Genomic DNA, 17,901 nt, shown 5'->3' on the forward strand with positions numbered 1-17,901 from the left:
AGTTTGTGCCAAGCACCTGCTGCCTTTTTTTCTTTTTTTAGTCCAAAGTCCAGTACTCTATTCCAAGCACAGCAAATCAAACACATCATCTACCGTTACCTGCCAATCCAAAACATCCAAAACTGGCAATACATCCTTCCCACTCATTATTTCAAAAGCCCCAAATCAAGAGGGTAAATCTTTTTTTGGGGCTATAGAATCTCTAAATGAAACGATCGATGGAACTTGACTAACGTCTCGCGAACTTCTTCGTCATTTTGCGTAAGCGAATGGACTCTGGAGTGACCTCAAGCATTTCATCGGGGCCAATGTATTCCAGGGCGCGCTCTAGGCTCATCTCGATCGGAGCTTGTAACTGCACGATTTCATCCGCACCAGCAGCCCGCATGTTGGTCAGTTGCTTGCTCTTACATACATTCAAGTCCATGTCTTGAGGGCGATTGTTTTCCCCAATGATCATGCCCTTATAAACCTTAGTACCTGGCTTAATAAAGAACACACCGCGATCTTCGGCATTCTTTAAGGAGAACTCAGTGGCGACACCTTCTTCAAAGGAGATTAGGACGCCATTACGACGGGCGCTAATTTCGCCAGCGGTAGGACGGTAATCGAGGAAGCTATGGTTCATGATGCCAGCACCACGAGTTGCTCGCATAAAGTCACCACGGAAGCCGATCAGTCCACGGGCAGGAATGACAAACTCTAACTGAGAACGCCCGCCACCTGACATTTGCATATCCACCATTTCAGCGCGACGTTGACCGAGCCGCTCGATACATCCACCCACGGCATCTTCTGGCACATCAAGGACTAGACATTCAAAAGGTTCGCACAGTTGCCCGTTGAATTCGCGATAGATAACCTGTGGCTGTGTAACTTGGAACTCATACCCTTCGCGACGCATGGTTTCGATCAAGATGCCCAAGTGCAATTCACCGCGACCTGATACGGCAAAGCGATCGGGTGATTCGGGATCTTCTTGAACGCGCAGAGCGACGTTCGTTTCCAATTCGCGCATGAGGCGATCGCGTACTTGGCGAGTCGTAACGAGTTTGCCTTCTTGTCCGACAAATGGAGAATCATTAACGCAGAATGTCATCTGCAACGTTGGTTCGTCCACCTTGATCATCGGCAGAGCCTGAGGATCGTTGGGGCAAGTGATCGTTTCACCAATGTTAGCGGTGGCAAAACCTGAGACAGCAACAATATTCCCTGCGGAAGAAGATTCCATTTCTACCCGTTTCAGACCATCAAATCCCAAGAGTTTTGTGATTTTGCCTTTGGTGATCGTGCCATCTTCAGAGATCAGAGCGGCTTGCTGACCAGTAGTAATCGTACCGTTATGGATTTTGCCAATCACGATCCGACCCAGATATTCGGAATAGTCAAGGGTGGTAACTTGCAATTGTAAAGGCTTTGTAGGATCGCCAACGGGTGGGGAAACATGATGCAAAATTGCCTCAAATAAAGGCTTCATGTCGATACCTTCATCTTCGAGCTTTTCTTTGGCAAAGCCAGCCATACCTGAAGCGAATAGGTATGGGAAATCGCACTGGTCATCATCTGCGCCGAGTTCGATAAATAAGTCGAGAACTTTGCTAACCGCAATATGAGGATCGGCAAATTCGCGATCGATCTTGTTGATCACAACCATAGGACGCAAACCCTTTTCTAGCGCTTTTTTTAACACAAAGCGAGTTTGGGGCATGGGGCCTTCGTTGGCATCCACGATCAGCAAACATCCTTCGACCATGCCAAGTACGCGCTCGACTTCGCCGCCAAAGTCTGCGTGTCCTGGAGTATCAACGATGTTGATCAGCGTATCTTTGTATTTAACAGCAGTATTTTTAGAAAGGATGGTGATACCGCGCTCACGCTCGAGATCGTTGGAGTCCATCACGCACTCTACTAGCGCTTCTCCTTCTCTAAATGCCCCAGATTGCCTGAGGAGAGCATCGACGAGTGTGGTTTTACCATGATCGACGTGGGCGATGATGGCAACATTACGAATGGGGAGAGACATGAGAGTATGCCGATTTTCCTAGAATTTAGTATTTCTTTACTATTATCGGTCATGCTTGACTTTTCTTAACAGTTAAAGCCCAACTAACTTTGTGATCGCTGTGTTAACTCGATTAAAATTCCTGCAAAAATTCTGCCCTAGTCGCTACGCTAGCCAATGCTGACATTCCTATTCTGGAACCTAAATGGTAAAGATCTCGTACCCGCGATCGCGCGATTGGTAGCAGTTCATGAAGTAGACGTGCTTGTTTTAGCAGAATTTACAGGTGAGCAGATAACTCCTATGCTGCTTGCCCTAAATCCAGAGGAGCAAGCAGCTCAGTTTCACTATGCCCCAAGCGAGTGCGATCGCATTGCGATCTTTACCCGTTTTCCAAGTGACTTTATTAAACCGATTGTTGAGAATTCTCGCTACACAATCAGAAAACTCACATTATCTACTTGTGAGGAAATCTTATTTGTGGCAGCTCATTTATTGAGTTTATTGAATGCTAGTGCTGAAACGCTTGATATTGAGGCAATGAGACTTGCTCAAGAAATCAGGGTTAGAGAAACAGAGGCAGGTCATTCCCGCACAATTGTAGTTGGCGATCTCAATATGAACCCTTTCTCTAGTGGCGTTGTCTCAGCAAATGGTTTACATGGTGTGATGACCCAGAATATTGCTCGCAAAGGAAGCAGAATAGTTCAAGGCAGAGAATATCCTTTTTTCTTTAATCCAATGTGGGGACACTTGGGAGATAAAGGTAACACACCCGCAGGAACCTACTACTACAGAAAATCCGATCACGTATGTTACTTTTGGAATACTTTTGACCAAGTGTTAATTCGCCCAGACCTACTTGATTACTGGGATGAAGAATTTTTACAAATACTTACAACGGATGGACAGCAAAGTTTTCTAACTTCAAATAGCTCAACTCCAAACAGCAGGAATTTTTCCGATCACTTACCACTTTTATTCAGGTTAAGTTTATAAACAGAGAGGTATTACAACAATGGTACAGACTAATACGATAAATTTATGGCCTGAGGATTTGGTTGGAGTGCCCGATACGACGCCGCCTATTACAATTTTGAGACAACAAGCGACGATGTTAAGCCAACTAACTCGAAATATTTTAGAGGGAGAGGTTGTTTCAGAACCATTTGGCAACGATCCAAAGTTCTCAAATAGCTTTACTCACAACTTTTATATCAAAGCACCAGCTATTGGCGGATATCGTTACAAACTATTTTATGTTCAACACGCAGTTTCACCTGAGTATCCATTGCGTATAGTTAAAGACGAGTTACCAGAGCTAAGTGCTCAAAATGAAGAGCAGTTCTATGATGTACTGCGTCAGATATTTAATTCTGATCGCACAAAAAAGGTGATCCGATCGCTGATGGCACAGAGCGTTTCATAAATCTCAAATTGAAACCTATTTTGTCGATGCAGCGTCTAACTAAAGGAGTATTTGTGGGGCATTGTGCTTGACAACGGTGAGACATGGGTAATCAAATATAGGCAGACTTAGGCAGAGTGTGAAGGGTGAATTACATGAAATTATTTGGTACAGACGGCATACGCGGTCATGTTGGGACGTTTCTTAACGCCCAGCTAGCTCTCGAAGTTGGAGTGAGTGCAGGGGAAATTCTGCGCGGCGGTACGCATCCTGAAGGGAATCGCGCGCTAGGTAGTGCCAATCGTCATGTAATTGCGATCGGGCAAGATTCTCGAACCTCGAGCAATATGCTATCTGCTGCTTTAGCAGCAGGACTGACAGCATCGGGTTTAGATGTGTGGAATTTAGGTCTATGCCCCACCCCTGCCGTAGCTTTTTTGGCAGCGAAAATGCCCGAAATCATTGGTGGTGTGATGATTTCAGCCAGTCACAATCCGCCTGAAGATAATGGTATTAAATTTTTTGATGCGGACGGCACAAAACTCAGTAGCGAATTGCAAGCCCAGATCGAATCGCTCATGATGAATAACGATCGCTGCAACAGCGATCGCAATACAATCCAAAATACGCAAGGAAACCATCATCATTGGGGCAGCTACAAGGAGCGATCGCAGCTAATTTCGCTCTATCAAGAATCGATGCAACAGTCGATTCAAACGGACTTACGGGGCATCAAGGTCGTCTTGGATTTGGCATGGGGTTCGGCAACCAAAGTTTCACCAGATATTTTTAGAAGCCTAGGTGCAGAAGTAATTTGCTTGCACGATCGCCCCCTTGGCGAACGAATTAATGTCAACTGCGGCTCTACGCACCTTCAGCCTCTGCAAGAAGCCGTCAAAGAATTGGGAGCGGATATGGGCTTTGCCTTTGACGGCGATGCCGATCGGGTCTTAGCTGTGGATGGTCATGGGGGGGGTGTCGATGGTGACTATATTCTCTATTTATGGGGACAGGAACTGCTCCATTCCGAGCGTTTACCCAACGCTTCCATTGTGACGACTGTGATGGCTAACCTTGGGTTTGAGCGCGCATGGCAAAAATTAGGCGGACAAATGCTGCGGACGCCCGTTGGCGATCAGTACGTCCATGCAGAGATGGTGAAATCAGGCGCGATGCTGGGCGGCGAACAGTCTGGTCATGTGTTGTGTCGGCACTATGGGGTGAGTGGGGACGGCTTGCTGACAGCTTTACACCTTGCCGCCTTGGTCAAACTGCGATCGCCTCTATCTGAGTTGATGCAACAGAGCTTTAAGCCTTTCCCACAACTCCTAAAGAATGTACGCGTTGAAGATCGGGAAGTGCGCCGACACTGGCAAAACTGCGATCCGATCGTGCAAGCGATCGATTGTGCTACCCACGATCTAGGCGATCGCGGACGGGTACTCGTGCGGGCTTCAGGAACAGAGCCTCTGATGCGCGTCATGGTAGAAGCCGAAACCCTCGATCTAGCACAGCATTGGACAGATCATCTCAGCCAGTTAATTCAGCAGCACTTGGTTCATTAACTTTGCACCGTTACGAGCAACAACTCTACGTCCCAATTCTGGGGAGGGAAATCTCTTTAAATCCCCCAAGTCTGGGGGATTTAGTGGGCGAAAATTAAGTCTAGCTCCCTATCCCAGTTCAACTAGCGTCCTTGAGCGTGTAGGGCGTTGATCGTATCGGCACATCGTTTGGTGGTTGCCTCTAGGTCAGCGCGATCGCCCGAAGCAGGTGGTGGAATTAACGCTCCCATGCGGATGGTGACGGCATGTAGACTGGGGAATTTAGCTCCCTTCGGCAAAATTTTCTCGGTTCCCCAGACGCTAATTGGTAAAAGTGAGGTCTGAGTTTTTGCCGCAATTAAAGCAGCCCCCAGTTTCGGATCGGTAATGCGTCCATCGGGTGTGCGAGTTCCTTGTAAAAACACCCCTGTTGCCCAACCACTTTCTAAAGCGTTCAGGGCTGCCCGAATTGCCGCGCGATCGCCCGACCCACGTTTGACAGGATATGCCCCATACAGCTTTATTGCGGTTTTAAGTACGGGTACTTGAAATAATTCTTCCTTTGCCATGTAGGCTACGGGGCGCCCCACGCAATTGGATACGATTAAGGGGTCAAAATCACTGGCATGATTGCTCACGACAATTAAAGGGCCTTTTTTGGGTACGCACTCCGCACCGTAAATACGGGCACCAAAGCAGATATGTAAAGCTGGACTGACGACTGACCACTTAAACAAGTGATACAGGGCTAGGCTAATTTTGGGTTCTCGTTCTGTTGTCATGAAATAAGTTAATGATCGATCGCTGACCACTGTTTAGGAGAGTAGGTCTTAAGAGAGAGCGCATGAATCGTCGTTTGCATCTGCTCAGACAAAGCTTCATACACCATACGATGTTGTTGCATGATCGTCTTACCTAAAAACAAATTCGATACAATTACAGCATCATAGTGACCGCTACCAACAGGGGCATCCATGCGACCTTTATGATGCTGATGCTCGTGGCTGCGATCGGTGATTTCTACATATTCCGCTTGTAACTTTTCTTGCAAAATCGCTTGAATTTGATTGAGTGTTTTCATAATTGATTGGCTGATATTTTGAAAAGATCGGATGCCCCAGAGCGATCGACTGTGAACTTTTCTAACGATCTCGCTTGAAGATGCAACTTCAGAATTACATATTCTCTAGAATGTGAGATCAAATCCTTTTTGTACTTATAGATAAATTATGGACTACATCAAACCATATAAAGGCGATCCCCAAGAGGGTAATCTATCTACCCCAATCAGCGATTCTGCATTTACTAGAGCTTTTATCGGTAATTTGCCTGCCTATCGCACAGGGCTATCACCCTTAACGCGAGGATTGGAAGTTGGTTTAGCCCATGGATATTTCTTGCTTGGTCCTTGGTATAAGTTTGGTCCCCTCCGTGACTCTGAGTTTGCTGCTATTGGCGCTTTTGTCTCGGCTGTTACCTTGGTGCTAATTGCCACCGTTGCTCTATCTGCCCATGGGACTGTTTCTTTGGGAGGTAAGTCTGCATCTGCTCCTGATACGCTAGCAGCATATTCTAGCCCCGATCGCATTAAAACAGCCGAAGGCTGGAGCGAATTTGCTGGTGGATTTTTTGTCGGTGGCGCAGGTGGTGCTTTTGTTGCCTACTTTTTAATCCAAAATCTCTCAGTTGTTGATGCGATTTTTCGTGGTTTAGTCAATTAAATTTAGTCAGCTAAAGTAAAAGTGGGCGATCAACTACGCAAAGTAAGCTCAATGAAGAATACATTCTCTCACTGACTACAGCTAGTATCTTTCGCCAGCTCTCTGTAACGATTTGAACATTCTACTAACAACCCTAGTAAGGAATTTTTAACATGACAGGTTCTTACGCAGCTTCTTATCTCCCTTGGATTTTGATCCCTATTGTTTGCTGGCTCTTGCCCGCAGCTACCATGGGTATGTTGTTCTTCTACATCGAACGCTAATTTGGCGATTGAAAAGTTTATTTTTAAAAGCTACCTGGCCTGATGGTTAGGTAGCTTTGCTGTAGATAATCCTTCCGTAGGATGTGTTAGGCGATCGCTGCAACGAGGTATAAAAACTGATAAAAAGTCACTAAGCCCTCTATCTCGCTAACTAACCTAAAATTGAAAATCTATGGAAACGATTACGCTTGGTAAAACAAGTCTGCAAGTTACCCCCCTTGGTTTGGGGACTTGGGCTTGGGGCGATAAGTTTTTTTGGACCTATGGAAAAGACTATGGTCTAGAGCAAATAAAAGCGGCCTATGATGCCTCGATTGCCGCAGGAATCACCCTGTTTGATACAGCCGAAGTCTATGGCTTGGGTGAGTCCGAGCGCATATTAGGGAAGTTGATTAAAAGTAGTCCTGCTGGTTCCTTGACGATCGCTACCAAGTATATGCCTCTTCCCTGTCGTGTCAGTGCTAAAGCTGTAAAAAATGCCGTATCCGCGAGTTTAGAGCGCCTACAGCTCAAAAAAATCGATCTGTATCAGATCCATCAACCCGTTAGCTTTTTGATGAGTCAAAAGACCTTAATCGATGCGATCGCCGATGAAGTCAAGCAAGGCAAAATAGCGGCTGTAGGGGTGAGCAATTACTCCGCCGAACAAATGCGAGAAGCTCATGCTTATTTTGCTTCTAGGGGCATACCCCTTGCGGTAAATCAGGTGCAGTATTCATTAATGGCACGAAAGATTGAGACGAACGGGATCTTAAGCACGGCAAAAGAGCTTGGTGTGACGATTTTGGCATACAGTCCTCTTGCGCAGGGCTTGCTCTCAGGAAAATATACAATTACCAATCCGCCTACGGGGGCGAGAAAACTCGATAGTCGGTTTGGGGCAGATAGTCTAGCTAAACTCTCGCCTTTATTAAAATTACTTCAGCAACTTGCCACGCAATACGATCGCACCCCTGCCCAAGTTGCCCTGAATTGGCTAATTGCTCAAGGCAATGTAATTCCTATCCCCGGTGCTAAAAACGGAGAGCAAGCAAGGCAAAATGCTGGTGCATTGGGCTGGAAACTCGATCCTGTTGATGTTGCCCAACTGTCACGCACGAGTGCAGTCTGGAAAAAATAAAGTCGCGATCGCCCATGGATTCATTTTTAGTCATAAACTATTAAACTGAGAAAAAGACCCACTCAAAAGTAGTAAATTTTAGATGCAATAGAGATTTTTAGAAAGAGACTCGTGGGCAATGCCCTCAAGCAGAGCCAACCCTGCAAAACTTTTTTTAAACTCATCTTTATAAGTCTGAATGCTACTGCTATAAACAAAAACCTTGCGTAATATCTACTGCGTGATTTTGCATATCTAGGAAAATGACTCAAATTATTGTTGGAGAAAATGAAGGCATCGAGTCTGCATTACGCAGATTTAAAAAGAAGATCCAGAAAGCTGGACTACTGGCAGATATCCGTCGCTGTCAGTTTCATGAGACAGCAGGCGAAAAGCGCAAGCGCAAAGCTGAAAATGCCAAGCGCAAAGGTCGGTTTCGTCGGCCGTCTTAATGCCTAATCATTTTCTTGTCTAGGGAGGTCAGATGAAGATGGCGGTAACTTTGCCATCATTTTTTGATGCTCTCTTTGTCTTTTGGCAAGATGTGCGTTGATTCTCAGCCACACTTGCCAACAGGCATAAAGCATTAAAACCGTACTAACGATCGCGTAGGTTCCTCCAGCAGGTAAGCCCGAAATTGCGATCGCAACGCTACCAACCCATAAAGTCAGAGCATAGATAAATAATACGGTTAGGCGCTTTGATACCCCAGCTTTAACCAAACGATGATGTAGATGGTGTTTCCCCGCTGATAGCGGAGATTCTCCCTTACGAATGCGCTGCAAGATCACGATCGAACCGTCCAGAATTGGCACTGCCAAAATGATATAAGGCAGTAAAACGGCAACGGTAGCAACACTCTTTGCTAAGCCGATAATACTCACCCCTGCTAGGGTAAACCCTAAATAATAGGCTCCCCCATCCCCCATAAAGATTTCGGCTGAGCTTCCGGGTTTAAAGTTATAACGTAGGAAACCTAGACAGCCCCCTGCAAGCGCCGCCGCAATTAAAGCCGCCCCCGGTTGTTGCATAAACAAACTAGTTACCAGTAAAACCGCAGCAGCGATCGTCGTTACCCCTGCTGCCAGACCATCTAAACCGTCAATCCAGTTAATCGCATTTGCCATACCCGCTAACCAAAGCATGGTGATTGGTAGGCTAAAAACCCCAAACTTGATAATGCCGATAAACGGGATAGAAACGAAGTCAATTCTAACGCCAACTTTCCAAGCGGCAGCAGCGATCGCTAGCTGCATAAACAAACGAGCTACAGCAGGTAAATCGAATAGATCGTCCGCTAAGCCAAGTAAAAAGAAAGCAGCACCGCCAATCGTCACCCCCCAAATTTCATATTCTTTGAATGTGGGGATGGTGCCAAACCAGCCAATCCACCAAACCAGTAAAAGGGCACAAAGACTGCCTAAAAAAATCGAGACCCCACCAAGACGAACAACAGGTGTTGTGTGCATCTTGCGCTCATTAGGCTTATCTGTTAGTCCCGCTGTTAAGCCAATGGAGCGAATCAGGGGTGTACTAAGCCATACAACTAACGCTGACACTACAAAAGAGACTAGGTAAGGAGCAGCATCTTGATGCAGCATTGACCAACTTGTTATTCTGAGACATTTATGCTTGCAAGCATAGCAGAGTAAATGAATTAGAAGTGATGATTAATCTGCCATTTTCTGTCAGCGATCTTACCGAGTTGAGAATTCTACCTTTACTGATTGCGAGCTTCTTAGACTGGTTAATTGGCGATCCTTGGGGCTTTCCGCATCCAGTTCAAGGGATGGGATGGGCGATCGCTTTTGGGAAAAACATCATCCTCAAAAATATTAAAACACCCTTAGGTCAGAAACTGGCGGGCATAGGGCTCAATCTAGTCTTGCTTGTTGGTGTGGCAGCGATCGGTGGAATTATCGTGCAGGCATGTTATCGGCTCGATCGCTGGTTAGGGATTGGCGTAGAGAGCATTCTACTGGCAAGCTGTTTTGCAGGCAGGAGTCTTAGAGATGCCGCGATCGCTGTGATCGAACCCTTAGAGGCAGGGGAAATCGCACAAGCTAGATCGGTTCTAAGCCTCTATGTGGGGAGGGATACGGACAATCTGGAATTGCCAGACATTTTACGCGCAGTCTTAGAAACCGTCTCAGAGAACTGCACAGATGGCGTGATTGCCCCGTTATTCTATGCCGCGATCGGGGGAGTGCCTCTAGCCCTAGCCTATAAAGCCGCTAGTACGCTGGACTCGATGATTGGCTATAAACGAGAACCCTATACCCATATCGGCTGGTTTAGCGCCAAATTAGAGGATGTTTTGAGTTGGCTGCCCTGTCGATTGACCGTAATTCTTGTAGCAATTTTAAGCATGTTAATGATGCGGCAAAATCCTCTAAATATCTGGCGTATTTGCCAGAGAGATGCCCCTCACGATCCTAGTCCTAACTCAGGTTGGAGTGAGTGCGTATTTGCTGCTGCCTTAGGCGTGCAATTGGGTGGGAATAACCTCTACAAAGGCGTTATGAACGTCAAACCGCTTTTGGGAGATCCGATCCAACCCATAACTGTGGCAGTCATTCATCAGGCTTTACAGCTAATGCGTTGGAGTTTCTTATTCCTTTTATGTTTGGTCGTTGTGCGGGCAGTAGTTAGTGAGTGGTCAGTTTTCAGTTTTCAGTTTTCAGCTTTTGGCTTTCAGTAGATTTTTGCCAATTGAGGAACTACTCCTATGTGGAATATTCTGCAGGCGCCATCTCTTGACTACGGAAATAAAGCCAATAAAAAGCCTGCAATTGCATCGCATCATTGCGGACAAAGCAGGCTCTCTAAATTTATTTAGTTTAGGATTTCAGGATTGTGAGCTAAATCTCACTGGCGCGAGGCAAATTTCTCGAAATCAGCTTGGGTCTGCTGTAAAAGTTGACTACGACTGTCAACAGAAGAGCGATCGCCATGCAAAGAAGGTACAAGATTACGAGCTTGTAAAGCCATGTGCAGTTGTAGGTGCGCCACGTACTCGCTCAAATCTTCTTGGCGACTCATCAAATCAAAACGATCAAGGATTTGTTCTCTCATGTGAAGTTGCTTAATAAATCGTCTAACTTATAGATAGAAGCTATCACGGTAGGTAGGATCGCCTACGAATTTTGCAATGAAGCGTAACGTTTCGCTGTATTACTTAATTAAATTATATTGCGATCGTTAGAAACCAAATTAATTTTGGCGAACAAGACATCAGTCTAAAGCTAGAGATTCAATCAATAGTTTTATGGAAAAATTCCAACCCCTATCAACACATGCACTTTAGGGTGTTAATTTGCCAAGAGAACTCACAGAATTCAGGTTTCTCTACAGCCAATACGATATGCTAGAAGCGTTATGCAACATGAATCTAGTCAGACAATCTGCTCATTCAGAACTTGTATAAGTTATTCATTCCCAATCTTATTAAAATTTTTTGTTTAGAGTCTTATGTTAAAACGTGCTGTCTGCGCCTTAATGGTGGTGCTTACCTTTTGTTTGAGCGGCTGTGTTACCCCTACAAGTGGCTTAGTACCCTTTGTTGACAGCAAAGATGGTTACCGATTTCTCTACCCTAATGGCTGGCTAGAAACCAAACTAAAAGATGGACCAGATGTCTTATTCCATGACATCATTGAGCCATCGGAAATTGTCTCTGTGGTGATTAGTAAACTTGAAAGTGTCAAAAACTTGCAAGATATTGGCGATGCTAATGATGTTGGACTACGCTTGCAAAAGCGTGTGATTGCAGCACCAGGTTCGGGTCGAGAAGCTGAATTACTGAGTGCTGAACAACGTGATGACAATGGCAGACCGTATTATTTGCTTGAATATGCAGTAAAACGCACCAATGGAGAGTCCCGACATGACTTAGTGAGTGTTTCGGCAAATCGTGGCAATCTATATACATTGAGTGTTTCAAGTCTTGAAAGCCGTTGGACTAAGGTGAAAGATCTGTTCTACAGGGTCGCTAACTCTTTTTCAGTCGAATAGCCTAAATAATGAGATATTAAACCCGAAGGATAAAAATCTCTGTATGTCTCAAATTCTGATTATTGATGATGACCCAACTATGCGTCTGACCTTATCAAGGTCACTCAAAAATCAGGGCTATGAAGTCGTATTGGCAGCAGATGGTGGGGAAGGTCTGCGCATTGCAAAAAGTCTACATCCCTCACTGATTATTTGTGATTGGATGATGCCTGTGATTGATGGGCTAGAAGTCTGCCGTAGCGTTAAGGCAACTCCCGAGCTAGCCAATACATACTTTATTTTGTTGACGGCACGAGATCAAGAAGGAGATTTAGTACAGGGGTTTGAAACTGGAGCTGATGATTTTCTGGCAAAGCCACCCCGAATCAATGAGTTAAAAGCACGGGTGAGAGCGGGGCTACGTTTGTATCAGGCAAATCATGACTTACAGTTACAAAAGCAATTACTCGAAAACGAATTGTCTCAGGCTGCCGAATATGTGCGATCGCTCTTGCCGCCCGATCTAGAAGATGACGTTTCCATTCATTCTTGCTTTTTGCCTTCCACACAGCTAGGCGGAGATTGCTTTGACTATTACTGGCTAGATGACGACAATTTTGTGGTCTACCTGCTAGATGTGTCGGGTCATGGGGTAGGTTCGGCTTTGCTCTCAGTATCCGTTTTAAATCTATTGCGAACTAGAGGACTACGCAGTCGCACGCACCCTTTAGAAGCAACTAATTTTCGCAAGCCCAGTGAAGTCTTAAGCGATCTAAACACCAACTTTCAGATGTCAGATCACAAAGATATGTATTTTACGATTTGGTATGGCGTCTATAACAAAAATACTCGCCAACTCACCTATGCCAGTGGTGGTCATCCCCCAGCAGTTTTAATTAGTCCAGACAACGCTCAATCTGACGCTCAGTCCAAACCTCGCCTAGTACAGCAGCTTAAGACTTTTGGTTTACCAATTGGCATGATGCCCGATGTTGAATATGAAGAAACCTTCTGTGAGATTAAGGCTGGAAGTGCCCTATACATATTTAGTGACGGAGCCTATGAAATTCCCCTAGAAGATGACAGCATTTGGGGAATTGAGGCATTGGTTGACACGTTAATGCAATTTCCTGAGAGCCGCATATCAGAAGCTGGCGAAGCAACTTCACCGATTGAGTATGCTTTAAGCTGTGCCAAACAAATAAACAAAACTGGTCAAAACAATCTAGATGATGACCTATCTTTACTTGAAGTTCGCTTTTCTAGCTAGAAAGAAACCTGCTACTAGAAAGCGCAAAATCCACGAAAGGTTTTATTTGACCTCTTTGCCAAACTTTTCTTATAAAGAGATTACAGACATATCTAAACAGCGACCTCGTGATACTGCCCCGAAAATCAAGTTAAATCCCTTGTGCAATTCCAAAAGAAAAATTACAGATCGTTCCACCGAGATTTTCTAGCCTGCCCCTACCTTTGCATTAAAGTCATCACGGCTAGCGTAGATTTTAAATATTTTGCTCATGCTCGTTAGCTCAAACAACATCTGTACTTGCTCGCTTGCAGAACAGATTGCCATGTCTCCATCAACACTACGCATCGTCTTTAATGCTGAAACAAGTGCACCAAGACCAGAGCTGTCCATAAAGCTAATTTCCTTGAGGTCAATTAGCAGAAACTTCGGCTTATTGGTAGAAATTTGACTGACTTGGCGGCGAAATTGACTAGCACTAGTGACATCTAAGCGTCCAGATGGTTCAAGAATTTCAATTTCAGCACTCATGCGTTGACTCCGATTGTGACTTACTGAAGATAGCAAAATTAAGCTTAAATCTCAAATTACCAATTGATATCAGTAGTTATAAGTTATACCAGCAACTCAGTAGGTTTGCTCAATTTCATCAACATGTGGAAAGTTGAAATTTGGCAAACGTGGCAACAAAGGTCAAAATATCTACAGCAATGTCATCAGGTTTCTATTCATGTCCGAATTACCTAGTCCCGAACAAATTCTAAACGTACTTACTTCGATCCTAGAACCTCAAGAGAAAAAAAGCTTAGTCGATCTCAATAAGATTCGGGATGTTGTGGTCAAACCATCTGGTGTCGTGAGTTTTAGCTTGGTAAATCCCAGTAGTTCGTATCGAGATGCTCTGATCGAACAGTGTAAAAGCGCAATCAAGACCTTACCCGCAGTAAAAGATGTCTGGGTGAAAGTTATTACCGAAACACCAGCGATCGCTAAAGATTCAGCTACCAGTGTAGGAACTGGCGTAGGCATTGAAGGGGTGAAACATATTCTTGCTGTTTCTAGTGGCAAGGGTGGTGTTGGTAAAACCTCTGTCGCTGTAAATTTGGCAGTTACGCTAGCAGAGATGGGGGCAAAGGTAGGCATTCTTGATGCGGATATCTATGGGCCCAATGTCCCTGTGATGTTGGGTATGGATGCCGCACAGATTCAAGTAACCAAAAATGCCGAGGGCTTAGATATTGTCGAGCCAGCATTTAATCATGGCGTGAAGATGATTTCGATGGCATTTTTGATCGAAAAAGATCAGCCTGTGATGTGGCGAGGCCCCATGCTAAATGGCGTCATCCGTCAGTTTTTATATCAAGCTAACTGGGGCACGCTCGATTATTTGATTGTTGATATGCCTCCAGGAACGGGAGATGCTCAGTTAACCCTAACGCAGTCCGTCCCGATTGCTGGGGCAATCATTGTCACAACGCCCCAAACCGTTTCTCTATTAGATTCGCGTAAAGGACTCAAGATGTTCCAAAGCCTGAACGTGCGCGTGTTAGGGATTGTAGAGAATATGAGCTACTTTATTCCGCCTGATATGCCCGATAAGCAATATGACATTTTTGGCTCGGGGGGTGGGGCAAAAACCGCCGCAGAGCTAGATTTACCTTTGTTGGGTTGCGTTCCTTTAGAAATTGGGCTGCGAGAAGGCGGCGATCGCGGCATTCCAATCACGCTCAGCCATCCTGAATCTGCTTCGGCAAAGGCTTTAAAGGCAATTGCTCAAGCGATCGCACTCAAGGTTTCAACATCAGAAGCTTAGTTTTTGCCAGTAGGCAACCTGAAATAATAGCTAGAATCGCAGCAATGTAATATAGTGAGACTGTCAATTATGAAAATTGTTGGCTCAACTCTAGTAAGAATCCCGTGAGGCCTCATGGACACTGTAATTGCCATGTTGCAATACTATAGCTTTGACCTCGGCGGTTACACGACTGACGATCTCGCCCGAGTGTGGAGCAAATACGAATCTAGCTGGGTTCGCCTCGCGATCGTAGAATCATTATTTCAGGGACGCTATAAAGCGGTATCTGTTAACCAGATTTTGTCCTTTTGGGAACGTAAAGGAGAACCTCATTGTCGGTTTAATCGAGAATTTGAGCGTCTGGTTTGCGGTGACTTTGTGACGCAGCTCCCCGCTGCTTTCTCGAATCATCCTCAAAAAGTCACCTATACAACGGACAAAGCGAAAACCGTTAAAGCTGAACTGCCTAGAAATGAGCCAGCGAAGCTTGAAACACCTAAGCCTGAGACATCAAAGGGTGTAGGTCGTTCCATAACTTCACCCACTCAAAATACTTCCACTCAAAATCTCTCAGAGCGCATCCCTCTGCCTAAATCTAGTCGCAAGCAAGAGCAGCCGATCGCAGCCAAGCCAAGCAAAAACTCGATTCCAGTATCTTCTCCTAGATCTGTTTCTACTGCACAGGTTCCCCCGCATGTCTCTGATGTTTATCGCTCAGCACTAGAAAATATGCAGCTATTTGCAGAGTCTTCGTTGTTTGTCGATAAGCTCAAGTCTATGTGTCTGGATAGCGATGTTGTTGTGAGTGTGCCCCAAAACTTGCAAAAGCCCTTGCCAACCACCCTACAAGCTGATACAAAAATTACTGTAGAGGTAGGTGCTAAAACGACTAGTGCACCACCAATTGAAGCGACCTTAGAACCTCAAGTTGAGTCTCAAATAGAAGCCAAAATAGAATCAAAGGTTGAAGCGATCGCAGATTCCTAACGATTGATTCCACAAGCTTCCATCGGAGTTCCAATGGGTGATATGGAATTGCTGGATATAGAGACGTTAGGCGAACCTCTGGGCTGGCAACGTGGTTCTGGGAATTGGCAAGCTGTGAATGATGCGATCGCTCGTCGAGAGCCAATTCAGGTAATTCAAGAGGTCGGTTCTACGCTTTGGCAAACCCATCTACCAGAGGGACATTCCTTTCAGTTTGGATTTCCTGAAATTCACAATACCACTCCTTCGCCTAAAGCCCGAGTTTGGATTAGCCACATTCAAAGGCAGTTTTCGCCTGAGTCGGATTTCCCTAAAGTGCAATGGCATCCGAGGGTGTTATGGATAGGAATAGGTTGCGAACGCGGTACATCTGCACAAACAATCGCACAGGCGATCGCGATCGCCTGCCGTTCTCGCCACTTATCGGAACAAGCGATCGCAGGTATTGCCACCATCGATCGCAAGGTGGATGAGGTTGGCTTGTTAGAATTTTGTCGCGATCGCGATCTGCCTTTACGTTTCTACAATTCAGAGAGTCTTGGTGCGATCGCCGTTCCCAATCCTAATTCATCCGTAGATCGAGAAGTCGGAACGCCCAGCGTGTCGGAAGCTGCCGCGATCTTGACTATAACTGAAATAGATTCCATTCCCCTAGCTGATTTAGATCTAACTTCTATCCTACTTATACCCAAACAGATATTCAAGCAGCCCAACCAAAAAGGATCAGTGACTGTGGCGATCGCTGTGGCAATCAGAGAATATCATCAAAGGTATGAACTCCAAGACTAACCTTGGCAGTTATTCCACAGCAAGCGGCGGGGAATCACCCCAAAGAGATTGCAAGAGAAGATTTCTAATCAGTTCGACAACGCTCACTGACTTCTGCTCCCGGTAGCTGAGCAGAACGACCCGTTAAACGTCTAGAATATCAGTAAAAAGTAACTGCTCGCTAAACTATGGCAAATGTGGAATTAGTAATTTTTGATTGTGATGGCGTGCTGGTAAATAGCGAACCCATTGTAAACCGTATTTTTGCAGAGACATTAACTGAAGCAGGTTTTACAATCACTTATGAAGAAGTTATCGAGAAATTTGTGGGGAAATCATTCGCAACTTGCCTAGAGATTATTGAGACAACCTACGGTAGACCAGTTCCTCCGATCTGGCTCGAACGGGGTAAAGAACGAGAAATCGCAGCATTACAGCAAGAACTTCAAGCAATTTCGGGAATTGCTGACACATTAAAAGAGCTTACCTTACCAAGATGTGTGGCATCGAATAGCAGTCCTCGACATATTCAACTGGTCTTGGGATTAACAAATCTGTTGCATCATTTTGATGGAAAGTTATATAGCTCTCACCATGTCGATCGCCCCAAGCCTTTTCCCGATCTGTACCTCCATGCCGCCAGTCAAATGGGCTATGCACCAGAAAATTGCGTGGTCATCGAAGATTCGGTTACAGGTGTACAAGCGGGATCTGCCGCAGGGATGCGGGTATTGGGGTATGCGCCCAGCGATCGCAACTCTTCCCATCGTGAGGCGCTAATTTCCGCAGGTGCAAAGTTAGTTTTTGAGGATATGCGTCAATTACCAAATTTGTTGAAAGTTTAGAACCCACGAGCAAAATGTGCGATCGCTTCACAATTACTTGTCTTTGCGGCGAAACGCATCCTGCAAGGAATCACCGATAACTTCTCGGAACTCAACAACGAAGCGAACTATTTTTGACTACCTCATCTTGGCGTGAAACAGATAACATTAACGGGCGCATCAGTTAAATATAACGGACTGCGGCTCACCAGACACCGATACACTTTGCATCATAAATGATTGAGCAA

Annotated in this window: 20 protein-coding genes; 14 read left to right on the plus strand and 6 right to left on the minus strand. The window is 45.3% G+C overall.

Annotated features, from left to right (window positions below):
* Window positions 1-229: 229 nt before the first annotated feature.
* On the minus strand, window positions 230-2,023 hold the full coding sequence (gene typA, locus V2H45_RS14040; protein ID WP_330484274.1) for a translational GTPase TypA: 1,794 nt from the start codon (window positions 2,021-2,023) through the stop codon (window positions 230-232).
* Between the two features lie 156 nt (window positions 2,024-2,179).
* On the opposite strand from typA, the gene V2H45_RS14045 reads away from it, so the two are divergent.
* The 3 genes from V2H45_RS14045 to glmM all read left to right on the plus strand — a co-directional run bounded on the left by V2H45_RS14045 (window position 2,180) and on the right by glmM (window position 4,975).
* Window positions 2,180-3,001, plus strand: coding sequence for an endonuclease/exonuclease/phosphatase family protein (locus tag V2H45_RS14045; RefSeq protein WP_330484275.1), 822 nt, complete (start codon window positions 2,180-2,182; stop codon window positions 2,999-3,001).
* Between the two features lie 19 nt (window positions 3,002-3,020).
* The gene (locus V2H45_RS14050) at window positions 3,021-3,431 is read left to right on the plus strand and encodes a hypothetical protein (protein WP_330484276.1); all 411 of its coding nucleotides are present in this window, start codon (window positions 3,021-3,023) and stop codon (window positions 3,429-3,431) included.
* A gap of 134 nt (window positions 3,432-3,565) precedes the next feature.
* Window positions 3,566-4,975 (plus strand): phosphoglucosamine mutase, encoded by a 1,410-nt coding sequence (gene glmM / locus V2H45_RS14055; RefSeq protein ID WP_330484277.1) that lies wholly within the window; start codon window positions 3,566-3,568, stop codon window positions 4,973-4,975.
* Window positions 4,976-5,097: 122 nt separating this feature from the next.
* Here the strand turns inward: glmM and V2H45_RS14060 are convergent, their stop codons facing one another.
* Together V2H45_RS14060 and V2H45_RS14065 are read right to left on the minus strand one after the other, a co-directional pair.
* On the minus strand, window positions 5,098-5,736 hold the full coding sequence (locus V2H45_RS14060) for a lysophospholipid acyltransferase family protein (RefSeq protein ID WP_330484278.1): 639 nt from the start codon (window positions 5,734-5,736) through the stop codon (window positions 5,098-5,100).
* A gap of 8 nt (window positions 5,737-5,744) precedes the next feature.
* Window positions 5,745-6,035, minus strand: a complete 291-nt coding sequence (locus tag V2H45_RS14065) for a BolA family protein (RefSeq protein WP_330484279.1) — start codon at window positions 6,033-6,035, stop codon at window positions 5,745-5,747.
* A gap of 148 nt (window positions 6,036-6,183) precedes the next feature.
* On the opposite strand from V2H45_RS14065, the gene V2H45_RS14070 reads away from it, so the two are divergent.
* From V2H45_RS14070 to rpsU, 4 genes are all read left to right on the plus strand, one after another.
* The gene (locus V2H45_RS14070; protein WP_330484280.1) at window positions 6,184-6,675 is read left to right on the plus strand and encodes a photosystem I reaction center protein subunit XI; all 492 of its coding nucleotides are present in this window, start codon (window positions 6,184-6,186) and stop codon (window positions 6,673-6,675) included.
* Between the two features lie 152 nt (window positions 6,676-6,827).
* Complete coding sequence (locus tag V2H45_RS14075; RefSeq protein ID WP_330484281.1) at window positions 6,828-6,938, plus strand: photosystem I reaction center subunit VIII; 111 nt, start codon at window positions 6,828-6,830, stop codon at window positions 6,936-6,938.
* A 172-nt stretch (window positions 6,939-7,110) separates the two neighbouring features.
* Entirely contained in the window at window positions 7,111-8,058 is a 948-nt protein-coding gene (locus tag V2H45_RS14080; RefSeq protein ID WP_330484282.1) for an aldo/keto reductase, read from the plus strand.
* Between the two features lie 242 nt (window positions 8,059-8,300).
* Window positions 8,301-8,489 (plus strand): 30S ribosomal protein S21, encoded by a 189-nt coding sequence (gene rpsU, locus V2H45_RS14085; protein ID WP_330484283.1) that lies wholly within the window; start codon window positions 8,301-8,303, stop codon window positions 8,487-8,489.
* A gap of 3 nt (window positions 8,490-8,492) precedes the next feature.
* On the opposite strand, the gene V2H45_RS14090 is transcribed toward rpsU, so the two are convergent.
* On the minus strand, window positions 8,493-9,638 hold the full coding sequence (locus tag V2H45_RS14090) for a glycosyltransferase family 4 protein (protein ID WP_330484284.1): 1,146 nt from the start codon (window positions 9,636-9,638) through the stop codon (window positions 8,493-8,495).
* Between the two features lie 65 nt (window positions 9,639-9,703).
* On the opposite strand from V2H45_RS14090, the gene cbiB reads away from it, so the two are divergent.
* Window positions 9,704-10,738 carry an adenosylcobinamide-phosphate synthase CbiB gene (gene cbiB / locus V2H45_RS14095; protein WP_330484285.1) on the plus strand — a complete coding sequence of 345 codons (1,035 nt, stop codon included), beginning with the start codon at window positions 9,704-9,706 and terminating at the stop codon, window positions 10,736-10,738.
* 167 nt (window positions 10,739-10,905) lie between these two features.
* Here cbiB and V2H45_RS14100 read toward each other — a convergent pair whose 3' ends face one another.
* Window positions 10,906-11,112, minus strand: a complete 207-nt coding sequence (locus tag V2H45_RS14100) for a hypothetical protein (RefSeq protein WP_330484286.1) — start codon at window positions 11,110-11,112, stop codon at window positions 10,906-10,908.
* A gap of 396 nt (window positions 11,113-11,508) precedes the next feature.
* Between V2H45_RS14100 and psbP the strand changes: the two genes are divergently transcribed.
* Both psbP and V2H45_RS14110 read left to right on the plus strand, forming a co-directional pair.
* Window positions 11,509-12,051: a photosystem II reaction center PsbP gene (gene psbP / locus V2H45_RS14105; protein WP_330484287.1), complete on the plus strand. Its 543-nt coding sequence runs from the start codon at window positions 11,509-11,511 to the stop codon at window positions 12,049-12,051.
* Window positions 12,052-12,094: 43 nt separating this feature from the next.
* On the plus strand, window positions 12,095-13,300 hold the full coding sequence (locus V2H45_RS14110; RefSeq protein ID WP_330484288.1) for a PP2C family protein-serine/threonine phosphatase: 1,206 nt from the start codon (window positions 12,095-12,097) through the stop codon (window positions 13,298-13,300).
* 186 nt (window positions 13,301-13,486) lie between these two features.
* On the opposite strand, the gene V2H45_RS14115 is transcribed toward V2H45_RS14110, so the two are convergent.
* On the minus strand, window positions 13,487-13,810 hold the full coding sequence (locus V2H45_RS14115; protein ID WP_330484289.1) for an STAS domain-containing protein: 324 nt from the start codon (window positions 13,808-13,810) through the stop codon (window positions 13,487-13,489).
* A 199-nt stretch (window positions 13,811-14,009) separates the two neighbouring features.
* Between V2H45_RS14115 and V2H45_RS14120 the strand changes: the two genes are divergently transcribed.
* From V2H45_RS14120 to V2H45_RS14135, 4 genes are all read left to right on the plus strand, one after another.
* Window positions 14,010-15,092, plus strand: a complete 1,083-nt coding sequence (locus V2H45_RS14120; protein WP_330484290.1) for an Mrp/NBP35 family ATP-binding protein — start codon at window positions 14,010-14,012, stop codon at window positions 15,090-15,092.
* Window positions 15,093-15,206: 114 nt separating this feature from the next.
* A complete protein-coding gene (locus tag V2H45_RS14125; RefSeq protein ID WP_330484291.1) occupies window positions 15,207-16,061 on the plus strand; it encodes a hypothetical protein in 855 nt (284 codons plus the stop codon).
* 33 nt (window positions 16,062-16,094) lie between these two features.
* Window positions 16,095-16,850 carry a cobalamin biosynthesis protein gene (locus tag V2H45_RS14130; RefSeq protein ID WP_330484292.1) on the plus strand — a complete coding sequence of 252 codons (756 nt, stop codon included), beginning with the start codon at window positions 16,095-16,097 and terminating at the stop codon, window positions 16,848-16,850.
* A 167-nt stretch (window positions 16,851-17,017) separates the two neighbouring features.
* Window positions 17,018-17,674: an HAD family hydrolase gene (locus V2H45_RS14135; RefSeq protein WP_330484293.1), complete on the plus strand. Its 657-nt coding sequence runs from the start codon at window positions 17,018-17,020 to the stop codon at window positions 17,672-17,674.
* Window positions 17,675-17,901: the final 227 nt, after the last annotated feature.

The organism is Tumidithrix elongata BACA0141, assembly GCF_036349135.1.
GTDB lineage: Bacteria > Cyanobacteriota > Cyanobacteriia > Pseudanabaenales > Pseudanabaenaceae > Tumidithrix > Tumidithrix elongata.

What these genes read in the sequence shown, in the direction of transcription:
- cbiB (WP_330484285.1), top strand. Translation starts at nt 9,704, where the DNA reads ATGATTAATCTGCCATTTTCTGTCAGCGATCTTACCGAGTTGAGAATT.
- V2H45_RS14070 (WP_330484280.1), top strand. Translation starts at nt 6,184, where the DNA reads ATGGACTACATCAAACCATATAAAGGCGATCCCCAAGAGGGTAATCTA.
- V2H45_RS14050 (WP_330484276.1), top strand. Translation starts at nt 3,021, where the DNA reads ATGGTACAGACTAATACGATAAATTTATGGCCTGAGGATTTGGTTGGA.
- V2H45_RS14075 (WP_330484281.1), top strand. Translation starts at nt 6,828, where the DNA reads ATGACAGGTTCTTACGCAGCTTCTTATCTCCCTTGGATTTTGATCCCT.
- V2H45_RS14135 (WP_330484293.1), top strand. Translation starts at nt 17,018, where the DNA reads ATGGCAAATGTGGAATTAGTAATTTTTGATTGTGATGGCGTGCTGGTA.
- V2H45_RS14120 (WP_330484290.1), top strand. Translation starts at nt 14,010, where the DNA reads ATGTCCGAATTACCTAGTCCCGAACAAATTCTAAACGTACTTACTTCG.
- V2H45_RS14100 (WP_330484286.1), bottom strand. Translation starts at nt 11,112, where the DNA reads ATGAGAGAACAAATCCTTGATCGTTTTGATTTGATGAGTCGCCAAGAA.
- V2H45_RS14060 (WP_330484278.1), bottom strand. Translation starts at nt 5,736, where the DNA reads ATGACAACAGAACGAGAACCCAAAATTAGCCTAGCCCTGTATCACTTG.
- psbP (WP_330484287.1), top strand. Translation starts at nt 11,509, where the DNA reads ATGTTAAAACGTGCTGTCTGCGCCTTAATGGTGGTGCTTACCTTTTGT.
- V2H45_RS14045 (WP_330484275.1), top strand. Translation starts at nt 2,180, where the DNA reads ATGCTGACATTCCTATTCTGGAACCTAAATGGTAAAGATCTCGTACCC.
- V2H45_RS14065 (WP_330484279.1), bottom strand. Translation starts at nt 6,035, where the DNA reads ATGAAAACACTCAATCAAATTCAAGCGATTTTGCAAGAAAAGTTACAA.
- V2H45_RS14130 (WP_330484292.1), top strand. Translation starts at nt 16,095, where the DNA reads ATGGGTGATATGGAATTGCTGGATATAGAGACGTTAGGCGAACCTCTG.
- rpsU (WP_330484283.1), top strand. Translation starts at nt 8,301, where the DNA reads ATGACTCAAATTATTGTTGGAGAAAATGAAGGCATCGAGTCTGCATTA.
- V2H45_RS14110 (WP_330484288.1), top strand. Translation starts at nt 12,095, where the DNA reads ATGTCTCAAATTCTGATTATTGATGATGACCCAACTATGCGTCTGACC.
- typA (WP_330484274.1), bottom strand. Translation starts at nt 2,023, where the DNA reads ATGTCTCTCCCCATTCGTAATGTTGCCATCATCGCCCACGTCGATCAT.
- V2H45_RS14115 (WP_330484289.1), bottom strand. Translation starts at nt 13,810, where the DNA reads ATGAGTGCTGAAATTGAAATTCTTGAACCATCTGGACGCTTAGATGTC.
- glmM (WP_330484277.1), top strand. Translation starts at nt 3,566, where the DNA reads ATGAAATTATTTGGTACAGACGGCATACGCGGTCATGTTGGGACGTTT.
- V2H45_RS14080 (WP_330484282.1), top strand. Translation starts at nt 7,111, where the DNA reads ATGGAAACGATTACGCTTGGTAAAACAAGTCTGCAAGTTACCCCCCTT.
- V2H45_RS14090 (WP_330484284.1), bottom strand. Translation starts at nt 9,638, where the DNA reads ATGCTGCATCAAGATGCTGCTCCTTACCTAGTCTCTTTTGTAGTGTCA.
- V2H45_RS14125 (WP_330484291.1), top strand. Translation starts at nt 15,207, where the DNA reads ATGGACACTGTAATTGCCATGTTGCAATACTATAGCTTTGACCTCGGC.